We start from the raw sequence: 11,476 nt of genomic DNA, 5'->3' as shown, positions 1-11,476 counted from the left end.
CATCCCATGCGCTGGGTAGGACACCCACATGGCCAGAACAGAGGACAGAGCGGAAGAAGAGTTCCCCGGCATCGGTGCCCCCGCCCAGCGGGCCCTGGCACACGCCGGATACACGAGACTGGAGCAGCTGGACGGGGTGAGCGAGAGCGACCTGCTGGAGCTTCAGGGGATGGGCCCCACGGGCACCGACATCCTGAGCGACCTGCTGAACGCCCGGGGTATGTCCCTGGAGGCCTAAGATGTGCTCCGCGCAGGCCTGGGCCCGCAGGTCTGGGCCCGCAGGTCTGGCCGGGGGCTTCGCCAGGTGGTCCGGTACGAAGCGGACGCGCTCGGCGACCGGCACCCGGGGCGGGGTGAGCAGCTCGCACCCGCAAGGCCGGGTGGGCCTCGCGCGTCCCCTCACAGGTGCGTCCGGCCTCCTCCGATGACCGGTGGCGCTCGCTGTCCCCGGTGAAGGCCTCCGGCCAGGGCGGGGCCGTCGATCTGCCGCCGGTCGCGGATGACGGCCCGGCCCGCCTCGACCGTGCGCCCGTACCCGAGCCCGGCCAGGTGGTCGATCAGGGTCGTCTCGCCCGGTCCCGGTCCGCCGGTGACGACGACGAGGTGGTCCATGCGCGCTCCCCGCTGTTGGTGATGCGCGGCTGGCGGTGTGGCGTCGACGAGGCACGGCGGTGCGCCGTACCCGCCAAGGGCGCGGCGCACCGCCGTCATGGGAAGAGGTGTCGCGGAGAGGGCTACTCGGCGGCTCCGGCCGCCTCGGCCGCCTTCCGGGCCTCGGTCTCGACGAGGTCGGCCGCGTAGGAGGTACCGCTCTCCTGGAGCCGGGCGCTGATCCCGGCCAGGCGCTCGGCCACCGCCGGGGCGGAGGTGAGGTCGAGCAGGGCCGCCCGCAGTGCCCCGGGGGTGGCGTCCGCGGTGTCGATCCGGCGGGCCACCCCGACCTCCTGGAGGCGGTCGGCGTTGTCGAACTGGTCGGCCGCCTGGGGCACCGCGATCATCGGTGTGGCCGTGTACAGGCCCTCGCTGGAACCGCCCATCCCCGCGTGGGTGACGAAGGCGTCCGCCTGGCGGAGGATGTCCAGCTGCGGTACCCAGGAACGGACTTCGACGTTGGCGGGGATCGCGCCCAGGTCGTCGGCGTTCACGTACTCGCCGACCTGGAGCACGGTGTGCCAGCCGGGCAGGTCGCCGAAGGCCTTCAGGCAGGAGCGGTAGAACTCCGGCTGCCGGGTGAAGGCCGAGCCCAGGGAGACCAGCAGGACCCGCTCGGCGTCCGCGGTCCTGGTCCAGTGGCCCTGGTCCGCGCGCTCGCCCAGGCACGGGCCCACGAACGTGACCGTGTCGGAGACGGTGTCGGCGAAGGGCTGCATCTCACGCGGGATCATCGCCAGAGCGCGGTCCGGGACCCCGGCGAAGTTCGTGTGGTCCAGCCCGGTGACGCCGTTCCCGGTCAGCCAGGAGTCGAACTTGGCGAAGTGCCCGCTCGCGCCGGGCTGCTCGCGCAGCCGTTCCAGGACGGTGTCCGCGTAGTCGGCCCAGGCCACGTAGGTCGGGGAGAGCTGCACGGACGGGACGCCCCAGTTGACGGCCAGGACCCGGGCCGCGTAGCCGCCGATGTCGTACAGGAACAGGTCCGGGCGGTCGTTCTCGTAGGCCTCGCGGAGCACGGGCAAGGAGTTGATGGCGTCGTCGAGGAAGATGTCCATCCCCTCGATCGGGTCGCCGCCCCACTCCTCGTCCCCGGTGGGCAGGGTGGTGGTGAAGCGGACGAGTTCGGCACCGGTCGAGGCGATGAGGCCTCCGACCCGGTCCACGGGGTCGTTGGCGTAGGTCACGCGGTGGCCGCGGGCGACCAGCTCCCGGATGATCTCCAGGCTGGGCAGGACGTGGCTCACGGCGGGGACCCCGACCATGGCGATGTGCAGGCGGCGAGTCAAGGTGCTTCTCCAGGGGGCTCTCTACGGGTAGGACTGGCGGGCGCCGGTCCCCTGTGTTGGCGGGGAGGGCGCGGGGCGTCGGGGGCCTAGCCGTAGATCTGGTGGAAGCACGTGCGCGCTAGGCTAGGACAGCCCCGCGCCCGGCGTCCAACGCTTTTCCGGACGCACCCGTGACAGAGGAGAGCCAGGTCATGCCCGCGTCCCCCGTCGCGCTGGTGGTCTCGATCCGGGCCCTGCCCGGGCGGCGTGAGGAGTTCCTCGCCGGGATCTCCCGCAACGCCTCGTGCGCGCTGCGGGACGAACCGGGCTGCCTGCGCTTCGACGTGGTCGGCGACCCGGCGGACCCCGACGCCTTCTGGGTGTACGAGGTCTTCGCGGACGAGGACGCGCTGGCCGCGCACCGGCTCACCCCGCACTTCCTGGCATGGCAGGAGGAGAAGGCCGAGCTGGTCGTCCCCGGAAGCCAGGTCAACCGGCTCGGCCCCCTCCTCCTCAGCGAGGGCTGAGACCCCCTCGCGGTCCTGCGGGGCCCTGCGAACCCTTTGGTGTCACAGGGTGCCGGGGTCCTCGGGACGCTCCTTGTGGGCCCGGTGCCGACCGGCTCTGGGCGCCGCGGTCTCGTCCTCGGCCGCCTCCGGGATCTGGTCGGTGTCCCGCTGGTCGCCGCGGTAGCCGTCGCTGTAGCCGCCCGCGTAGCCCTCGTCGAAGGCGCTCACGGGGCGCTCCTCGTCCGCGGGCTCCGTACCGGCCTCCGCTGTGGGCCCGCCCACGTCACCGGATCCGCCGAAGTCCTCGGCGCCGGCTGTCATCTGCTCTTCCTCGCTGGCGAGGCGGTCAGCCGCACCGCGCAGCCGGAAGCCCGCGACCGCCATCACCACACCGAACACGATCGCGTAGATACCAACGACGGTGATGATCGTCAGGGCGCCCAGGATCGGTTCCAAGAACAGCAGGGCACCGAGGATCACCGAGAGAGCGCCAATGAAGATCAGCAGCCACTCCGAGCTGATCTGAGCACGCAGTCGTACGGCGGTAACGATCTCGGCCACACCCGTGACGATCGCCCAGGCAGCGATCACGAACACCATCGCGAGGCCGAAGGCCAGCGGCCAGATCAGTGCGCCCAGCCCCAGAAGGATGGAGAGCACGGACTGGATCACCAGTGGTGTTCTCGTACCTGACGCCGCGCGGAAGGCCGTGATCCCCACGGCGATGCCGTCCACGAGCGCGAAGGCACCGAAGACGATCATCAGGGCGAGGAGGCTCTCTCCTGGCCAGGCGAGAGCTACCACGCCGAAGATGACGGCCGCCGCACCGCGTACGACCAGGACCCACCAACTCTGACTCAGGTCTCCGAGTATGTTCCCGGCCAACGCGTACCGGACCATAGCCAGCCCCCTCCCCTCGCGCGGGCCCGCTCGTGTGCGGGACCACCCTCTGGAACTTCCCTCACCGTCGCATACCGATGACAGAAAGTACGCAAAATGTATGGAAAGGGAAGTTCTACTCCGCTGTAACTTCCTACGGATCCCCCGGACACACGAACGCCCGCCCTCGTCGGTGACGTGGGCGGGCGGTCGAGGTACTCCGGAGGCGTCTAGCCCTGGCCGGGGTAACGGCGCTCGGCGGCGCCGATGTAGTGCTGGCGCGGGCGCGCGATCCGGAAGGCCGGGTCGACTGCCTGCTCGCGGAAGTGGGCGATCCAGCCGGGCAGACGGCCGATCGCGAACAACACGGTGAACATGTTGGTCGGGAAACCCATGGTGCGGTAGATGACGCCGGTGTAGAAGTCGACGTTCGGGTAGAGCTTGCGCTCGGTGAAGTACGAGTCCTGGAGCGCGGCGGCCTCGAGCTTGAGGGCGAGCGCGAAGAGCTCGTCCGGGTTCTCGTGCCGGTCGAGGATCTGGCTGGCCAGAACCTTGATCTCCTTGCTGCGCGGGTCGAAGTTCTTGTAGACCCGGTGCCCGAAGCCCATGAGGCGCATCTCGCGGGCCTTGACCTTCTCCAGGAAGTCCTCGATGGAGATACCGGAGTCGCGGATCTCCTCGAGCATCTCCAGGACGGCCTGGTTGGCGCCGCCGTGCGACGGGCCGGACAGGGCGTTGATACCGGCGGAGACGCTGGAGTAGATGTCGGCCAGCGAGGAGCCGACCACGCGCACGGTGGCGGTGGAGCAGTTCAGCTCGTGGTCGGCGTGCAGCACCAGCAGCATGCCGACGGCCTTGTTGAACAGCTCGCCGAGCTCACCCGTGGGCGCCTTGTCACCGAAGGTCATCCGGATGAAGTTGTCGACGTAGTCGAGCGAGGTGTCCGGAGCGATCGGCGCCTCGCCGATCGAGTTGCGGTAGATGCGGGCCGCGATCGTCGGCAGCTTGGCCATCAGCCGGATCGTGGCGAGCTCGACCTGGTTCTCGTCGCCCGGGTCGACGCTGTCGTCGCAGTAGGCCGCGAGAGTGTTCACGGCGCTGGAGATCAGCGTCATGGGGTGGCCGTTACGGGGCATCGCGTCGATGAACGCGCCCATCTCGGCCGGGATGTCGGAGTTGTCGCGCAGCTTGTCGGAGAACTCCTTGAGCTGGCCGGGCTCGGGCAGCTCGCCGTAGATCACCAGGTAGGCGGTCTCCAGGAAGGTGCTGTGCACCGCGAGGTCCTCGATCGGGTACCCGCGGTAACGCAGGATGCCCGCGGCCCCATCGATATAGGTGATCTTCGAGCTACACGAGGCGGTGTTGCCGAACCCCGGGTCCAGGGTCGTCATACCGGTCGACCCCAGCAGGGTCTTCAGCTCGATGGTGCTCTCACCCTCGGTACCGGTGAAAACCGGCAGCTTCAGCACGCCGCCCTCGTAGTGGAGCTCCACCGTGCGCTCTTTGTCATCGCTCATGCCCGAGGTCAACCTTTCCAGGCGGGGGATACGTGAGGTGTGTCAGACGCGAGGCGATCCGCCTCCACGTTCTTGATTCACTCGTTATTGTTCTGTTTTGTTAAACGACGGTTAAGCAAAATCATATAAGTTTCACCGATTCACGAACAGGTGACATGCAACACATACCCAGACGTGGTCAGAATTACCGCAGAGTGAAGATTTACAGACTTTGCCGAACGCCGATAACGCCGTGATCGCCCTGAGACTTCGCGGACGGCGACGGGGGTCCCCCGCCGTCCGTCCCTCGTCTCCTGAACCGGTCCCCTGGGCGCCCCGAACACACGCGGCCCGCGCCCGGACCCGTCGCGTCGGCCCGCACTTCACAGATGCGGACATACCCGAACAGAGCCCGGTGCGGCCAAGCGTTCGCAAGCGCCCTAGTGGCCTGTCATCAGGGTACCTTCGCCCTGATCACCAGGGCTGGCGCGGGGTGGCCCCGACTCGGTGATCTTGGCCTCTGCCACGCCGCCCGGCGGCCCGGGGCGCCCCCGGAGCACTCTCTCCCCCCGCTCCAGGGACCTGAGTATGTGCCCCGGGCACGAGATTTCACACACGAGCCGGACGTGGCATTTCTCCCCCTCGCCGGGCCCCTTACCGACAGGCTCGAAGCGGCACGAGAATTCACCACCGAACAGGACCGGAGTCGACAGCGAGTAACCAGCATTCACTAGGGGTAAACAATGCGAGCGCTCTTTGCCGAAGAATCCAGCTTCCGTGGCGGACCCGGTGACGGAACGCTCCCCGAAGAGGTTGCGCGGAGGTGACGAACCTTCTCGGGGGTTACTCGCCCTCGTCGACGCCGCCGGCCAGCAACGCCTCCATGAACAGGGAGGGGTTGTCCCGCTCGATCACCCGCAGGCGCCACTTGTTGTGCACCAGCACCAGGAGTTCACCGTCCGAGCGGCGGCGCAGGACCTCGGCCCCGGACAGCGCGTGCAGGGTCGGAGCCGACTCGGCGTCGGTGCGCCGCGCCACCGAGTACTCCAGCGGGGAGGCCTCGATGGGGCTGCGGAACTCCTGCTCCATGCGGTGCTTGACCACGTCGAACTGGAGCGGGCCGACCGCCGCCAGCACCGGGGCCTGCTCTCCGCGCACGTCGGAGGTGAGCACCTGCACCACACCCTCGGCGTCGAGCTGGGCGATACCGCGTTGGAACTGCTTGTACTTGCCCGCGTCCACCGCGCGCGCCACCACGAAGTGCTCGGGGGCGAAGCTGGGGATCGGCGGGAAGGAGACCTTGGGGCCGTCGTAGAGGGTGTCGCCCACGGCCAGCGAATGGGCGTTGACCAGGGCGATCACATCGCCCGGGTAGGCGGTGTCGATGGTGGAGCGGTCCGAGCCGAACACCGCCTGGGTGTACTTGGTGGCGAAGGGGCGGCCGGTGGGCGCGTGGGTGAGCACCATGCCCCGGTCGAAGCGGCCCGAGCTGACCCGCACGAACGCCATCCGGTCCCGGTGGTTCTTGTCCATGTTGGCCTGCATCTTGAAGACCTGACCGGAGAACGGCTTCTCCACCTCGCGCGGCTTCTCCTTGTCGTCGGCCTTGGCCGACGGCGCGGGGGCGCGGTCCACGATCGTGTCCAACAGCTGGCCCACACCGAAGTTGGACAGCGCGGCACCGAACAGCACCGGGGAGGACTCGCCGGCCATGAAGGACTCGTGGTCGAAGTCGGCGCCCAGCGCCTCCAACAGCTCGATCTCCTCCTGTGCCTGCTCCCACGCGTCGAGCTCGACCTCGGCGGCCCGGTCGGCGTCCAGGACCTCCTCGATCGCCTTCTGGGCGCCGCCGGGGGTGCGGGTCATCTTGGTGTAGGTACCGCTCGTGCGGTCGACCAGGCCGCGGAAGTCACCCGCGATACCCACCGGCCAGTTCAGCGGGGTGGGACGCAGGCCGATGCGCTGCTCGATCTCGTCGAGGAGCTCCAGCGGCTCACGGCCCGGCCGGTCCCACTTGTTGACGAACGTGATCACCGGCATCTTGCGGGCCCGGCACACGTCGAAGAGCTTGAGGGTCTGCGGCTCCAGGCCCTTGGCTGAGTCCAGCAGCATGATCGCGCAGTCCACCGCCGAGAGCACCCGGTAGGTGTCCTCGGAGAAGTCGGCGTGGCCGGGGGTGTCCAGCAGGTTGAGGACGCGGCCGTCGTAGTCGATCCGCAGGGCCGCCGAGGTGATGGAGATCCCCCGGTCCTGCTCCATGTCCATCCAGTCCGAGGTCACGCCCTTGCGGTCGCCCTTGCCGTGCACCGCACCGGCGGAGGAGATCGCGGCGGCGTGCAGCGCCAAGGCCTCGGTCAGCGTCGACTTACCGGCGTCGGGGTGGGAGATGACCGCGAAGGTCCGCCGCCGCTCCGCCTCGTGGGCGACCTCTGACTCCTGCTTGGTCGCTCCCGCCGTGTCCACGCTCATCTGCGCTTTCCGCCTCGTCTCGTGTACTGCCCTGTTCACCTGCCGCCCTGGTTTTGGGCCCCGTCCAGCCTACGCGCGCACGGGTGTGGCTGGGACCCGTGTGACAGACCTGTGCGCGGCGGCGTGGAGGTGGGGGATCAGCAAGAACAACGTGCGGGCGGGCGGCCGCATTCCGGGGTGCCCGCCGGGGTGTGCGCCGGGTGCCTAGCGGTCCCCTTCGACCGCCTCGGAGATCCGGCGCAGCAGGTCAGCGGTGGAGGCCCCGCGCGGATAGACCGCGACCAGCACGCGCTCTTCCCCGGACTCGCGGGCTTTCCCGGTTTCCCCGGCTTCTCGGGCAGCTCCGGCTTCGGCGCCCTTTCCGCCTGCCAGCAGCGGGGCGGCCAGGTCGGCGACCCGGGCCATCGCCTCGTCGAAGCGTTCCCACACACGGTCCCCGTCGGGGTCGCGCAGCCAGCCGCGGAGCACGTGGTTGTGCGCGGCGATGAGGGCCGCCGCAACCACCTCGACCTCCAGGGACGGACGGTCGGCACCCGCGCTCTGACTCAGGTAGCGGCTGAACGCGGCCTGGTAGCGGGCGGTCATGGCCACTTCCCGGTCCCGCAGCCGGGGGTGGGCGCGCACCAGCCGGTACCGCGGCACAGTGATCTCGGGGTCGCGGACGTACCCCTGGAAGACCAGGCGCGCGGCGGCCGCCACCGTGGCCATGGGGCTCTCCGGTGAGGCCTCCATGTACCGCACGACCGTCTCGAAGAGCTCATCGTGCTCGGCGAAGAGCAGGTCCTCCTTGGAGCCGAACCTGCGGAAGAGGCTGCGACGGCTCACCCCGGTGGCCTCGGCGATGCCGTCCATGGTGGTGCTGTCGAAACCCTCGGCGGTGAACAGCCGCACGGCCGCCAGCACGGCCTCGCGGGTCGACACGCGTGTCGGTGCCATGCCCACCTCCTCCCCCATTGCCCGGTGACTCGTCCGGCGACAAGCTATCCGACCGTGTCTGTGTACTTCGCACCGATCATCTCTTACCCTGGCACTGAATGCCATATCCAGGCACGCGGTGCCAAAGCGAGGAGAGCGTGATGGGCGACTTCGATCTGTTCAGGACCAACGAAGAGCACGAGGAGCTGCGGGCGGCGGTCCGCTCTGTGGCCGAGGACAAGATCGCCCCGCACGCCGCCGAGGTGGACGAGAAGTCGGCCTTCCCGCAGGACGCGCTGGACGCCCTGGTCGCCACCGACTTCCACGCCGCGCACATCGCCGAGGACTACGAGGGCGTGGGCGCGGACGCGCTCGCCACCTGCATCATCATCGAGGAGGTGGCCCGTGTCTGTGCCTCCTCCTCCCTGATCCCCGCCGTGAACAAGCTCGGCACCATGCCGGTGATCCTGGGCGGCTCCGAGGAGGTCAAGCAGCGCTACCTGACCCCCGTCGCACGCGGCGAGGCGATGTTCTCCTACGGCCTGTCCGAGCGCGAGGCCGGTTCCGACACGGCCTCCATGCGCAGCCTGGCCACCCCCAAGGGCGACGACTGGGTACTCAACGGCCAGAAGTCCTGGATCACCAACGCCGGTGTCAGCGAGTACTACACCGTGCTGGCCGTGACCGACCCCGAGGGCAAGCGCGGCCGCAACATCTCCGCCTTCGTCGTGCACGCCGACGACCCGGGCTTCACCCTGGGCGAGCCCGAGCGCAAGCTCGGCATCAAGGGCTCCCCCACCCGTGAGCTGTTCTTCGACGACGTCCACATCCCCGGCAACCGGATCATCGGCGCCCCGGGCGAGGGCCTCAAGATCGCCCTGCGCACCCTGGACCACACGCGCGTCACCATCGGCGCGCAGGCCGTCGGCATCGCCCAGGGCGCCTTGGACCACGCCGTGGCCTACGTCAAGGAGCGCAAGCAGTTCGGTAAGGCCGTCGCCGACTTCCAGGGCATCCAGTTCATGCTGGCCGACATGGCCATGAAGCTGGAGACCGCCCGCCAGATGGTCTACGTGGCCGCCGCCAAGTCCGAGCGCGGCGACGACGACCTGGCCTTCTACGGTGCCGCCGCCAAGTGCTACGCCTCCGACGCCGCCATGGAGATCACCACCGACGCCGTGCAGCTGCTGGGCGGCGCTGGTTACGTGAAGGACTTCCCGCTGGAGCGCATGATGCGCGACGCCAAGATCACCCAGATCTACGAGGGCACCAACCAGATCCAGCGCATGGTGATGGCCCGCCAGCTCCTCAAGTAGGCCGCTGAACTCTGCTCCGCGGTGCGCACTCAGGTGCGGCAGCAGGCCCCCGCCCGGGAACGGGTGGGGGCCTGTTGGTGTGTCAGGGGCGTGTCAGGGGATCAGTCCTGGTCGGTGCGGATCGCACCGAGAGCGGCGTGCGGTCAGAAGTTCTCGGGCAGGGCCAGGTCGACCTCGTCGCCGTACCCGTACAGGTTCAGCACCTTGCTGGTCGCGCCAACGACCACCTGGACGTTCTCGCCGCTCTTGCGGGTGCCCCGGATCGTGAACGTCGTCGGTGTGTCCTTGCAGTAGAAGGACTTGTACTCCCACTTTCCGCTGGACGTCTTCCAGCCGAAGGTCGCGGACTGGTCGGTCATGGCGCCGGGGCCGTCATACGCACTGAACTCGCACTCGATGACGTAACCGGTCGGCCCGTCGGCGCGCACCGTTCCCTCGGCCCGGATGTCGTACTTGTTCTCGCCGTACGGGTCGTCGACGATGTACACCGGGGTGAACCTCTGCTTCGGGCCGCCCGGCGGCACCGTGACACTGCTGCCGTAGTGGAACTGGCCGGAAAGGCCGTCGTTGACACCCACGCGGAAGTCGACGGTCTCGTTCGCCTCCCGGCTTCCGCTGCCCTCGACCTGCCAGGTGTTCTCGCCGCTGCCCACGATCTCGTACTCCAGGTAGGAGTACTCACCGGACGTGGCGCCGTGGCCCAGGCGCACCGTGTTGTGGAAGGACTCGTCACCTCGGTAGAGCTGGCAGCTGGACTTGAGGGTTCCGGAGAACCGGTAGTGATTGGGGCCATCGGGCTCCACGACACCATCGAACTCGGCGACCGAGTTGACGTTGCTCTTGAAGGTCGGATCCAAGGCGGCCATGGGCAATCCTCTCCGTAAGGTCCGCACCCCTGGCGAACACGATCAGCGCTCTGTTGCAGTGCGGCAGGGCCACAAAACAAAAGCCGAGAGCAACAATAAAACTACTCTAGGTAACTTAGTAGTGCCGCACGCTGAGCGAGAACCGCACGGAGTCACTTCACCGCTTCGCGGACGAACTTGGCCATGGGCACCGGGTCGCGGCCCAGGGCTCTGCGGACGTCCTCCGTGACGATGGCGGCCTGGCCGTTGGCGATGGCCCGGAACCGTTCGTTGAGGGTGTCCACGTACCGGTCCGACCAGCCCATGTCGGTGGCCCGGAAGTAGAACCCGGCCTCGTCGACCTTCTTGTACCGCCACACCGGGCTCTCGGTGCCCTTGGTCATCTTGACCACCTCGCGGAAGGTGACCGGCGCGGGTCCGGTGAGCGTGTACTCGCGGCCGTGGTGCGCCTCGTCGGTGAGCGCGGCCACCACGGTGTTGGTGACGTCCCGGGCGTCCACGAAGCTGACCGAAGCACGTTTGGAGAGAGGCAGCTCCAGGCGTCCGTTGCGCGAGCGGGCCAGGCGGGCGAAGAGGCCTTCGGTGAAGTCCTGGTCCAGCCAGTTGGGGCGGACCACCGTCCAGTGGTCGAACAGCTCGCGGACCCTGCGCTCCAGAACGCGCTGTTCGGAGTCGGGCGGGCTGTTCTCGGTGCCCATCGCGGTGGTCAGCACCGCCGTGCGCACCTTCGCCTCGGCGGCCCGTTCCAGGAAGGCCCCGACCCGGTCGGAGAGCCCGCTGGCCATGGGCACCGTCACGAACAGGCTCTCCACGTCCTTCAGCGCCGGTTCCCAGCTGGTGGTGTCGGTCCAGTCCAGTCGCACCTCACCGTCCCTGGAGGCACCGGCGGCGGGCAGGCCGCGTCTGCGCAGTTCGGTCAGGACACGTCGACCCACCTGTCCGGTGGCGCCGGTGACCAGTGTGCTCATCGGGTGATCCCCCAGGTTCACGCGCGTGTGCTCCGCCTGCTGACGCTACCTGTTTATTCCGGGAGTGATCCGGCCTTCAGGTCGGGGGCGAATCGGATCAGAGCCCGCGTCTGCCTGCCAGGGCGGGCAGTTCCCCGTTTTG

General features: G+C 68.7%; 10 protein-coding genes and 1 pseudogene. 3 read left to right on the top strand and 8 right to left on the bottom strand.

Features of this window, described 5'->3' with window-relative positions; translation table 11 throughout:
- Positions 1-28 precede the first annotated feature (28 nt).
- Positions 29-238, top strand: coding sequence for a helix-hairpin-helix domain-containing protein (locus HNR07_RS27270; RefSeq protein ID WP_017578925.1), 210 nt, complete (start codon positions 29-31; stop codon positions 236-238).
- A 57-nt stretch (positions 239-295) separates the two neighbouring features.
- Here the strand turns inward: HNR07_RS27270 and HNR07_RS27265 are convergent.
- Both HNR07_RS27265 and HNR07_RS27260 read right to left on the bottom strand, forming a co-directional pair.
- A pseudogene (locus HNR07_RS27265) lies at positions 296-612 on the bottom strand (hypothetical protein); the annotation flags it as partial.
- Positions 613-734: 122 nt separating this feature from the next.
- Entirely contained in the window at positions 735-1,913 is a 1,179-nt protein-coding gene (locus HNR07_RS27260) for a macrolide family glycosyltransferase (protein WP_184372748.1), read from the bottom strand.
- 215 nt (positions 1,914-2,128) lie between these two features.
- Here HNR07_RS27260 and HNR07_RS27255 point away from each other — a divergent pair, with 215 nt between their 5' ends.
- The gene (locus tag HNR07_RS27255; protein ID WP_184367876.1) at positions 2,129-2,443 is read left to right on the top strand and encodes a putative quinol monooxygenase; all 315 of its coding nucleotides are present in this window, start codon (positions 2,129-2,131) and stop codon (positions 2,441-2,443) included.
- A 42-nt stretch (positions 2,444-2,485) separates the two neighbouring features.
- Here HNR07_RS27255 and HNR07_RS27250 read toward each other — a convergent pair whose 3' ends face one another.
- From HNR07_RS27250 to HNR07_RS27235, 4 genes are all read right to left on the bottom strand, one after another.
- Positions 2,486-3,325, bottom strand: coding sequence for an HdeD family acid-resistance protein (locus HNR07_RS27250; RefSeq protein ID WP_184367873.1), 840 nt, complete (start codon positions 3,323-3,325; stop codon positions 2,486-2,488).
- A gap of 209 nt (positions 3,326-3,534) precedes the next feature.
- Positions 3,535-4,821 carry a citrate synthase gene (locus HNR07_RS27245; protein WP_184367870.1) on the bottom strand — a complete coding sequence of 429 codons (1,287 nt, stop codon included), beginning with the start codon at positions 4,819-4,821 and terminating at the stop codon, positions 3,535-3,537.
- 822 nt (positions 4,822-5,643) lie between these two features.
- Positions 5,644-7,269 carry a peptide chain release factor 3 gene (locus HNR07_RS27240; protein WP_184367850.1) on the bottom strand — a complete coding sequence of 542 codons (1,626 nt, stop codon included), beginning with the start codon at positions 7,267-7,269 and terminating at the stop codon, positions 5,644-5,646.
- A gap of 204 nt (positions 7,270-7,473) precedes the next feature.
- The gene (locus HNR07_RS27235; protein ID WP_312894081.1) at positions 7,474-8,211 is read right to left on the bottom strand and encodes a TetR/AcrR family transcriptional regulator; all 738 of its coding nucleotides are present in this window, start codon (positions 8,209-8,211) and stop codon (positions 7,474-7,476) included.
- A gap of 134 nt (positions 8,212-8,345) precedes the next feature.
- On the opposite strand from HNR07_RS27235, the gene HNR07_RS27230 reads away from it, so the two are divergent.
- The gene (locus tag HNR07_RS27230; RefSeq protein WP_184367844.1) at positions 8,346-9,500 is read left to right on the top strand and encodes an acyl-CoA dehydrogenase family protein; all 1,155 of its coding nucleotides are present in this window, start codon (positions 8,346-8,348) and stop codon (positions 9,498-9,500) included.
- Between the two features lie 143 nt (positions 9,501-9,643).
- On the opposite strand, the gene HNR07_RS27225 is transcribed toward HNR07_RS27230, so the two are convergent.
- On the bottom strand, positions 9,644-10,366 hold the full coding sequence (locus HNR07_RS27225; protein ID WP_184367841.1) for a hypothetical protein: 723 nt from the start codon (positions 10,364-10,366) through the stop codon (positions 9,644-9,646).
- Between the two features lie 152 nt (positions 10,367-10,518).
- Entirely contained in the window at positions 10,519-11,334 is an 816-nt protein-coding gene (locus tag HNR07_RS27220) for an NAD-dependent epimerase/dehydratase family protein (RefSeq protein WP_184367838.1), read from the bottom strand.
- Positions 11,335-11,476 lie beyond the last annotated feature (142 nt).

The sequence above is a fragment of the Nocardiopsis metallicus genome (assembly GCF_014201115.1).
In the GTDB taxonomy this organism is placed as follows: Bacteria; Actinomycetota; Actinomycetes; order Streptosporangiales; family Streptosporangiaceae; genus Nocardiopsis; species Nocardiopsis metallicus.
The sequence above is the reverse complement of the archived record's forward strand: the minus strand, read 5'-3'. Positions and strand labels throughout refer to the sequence as shown.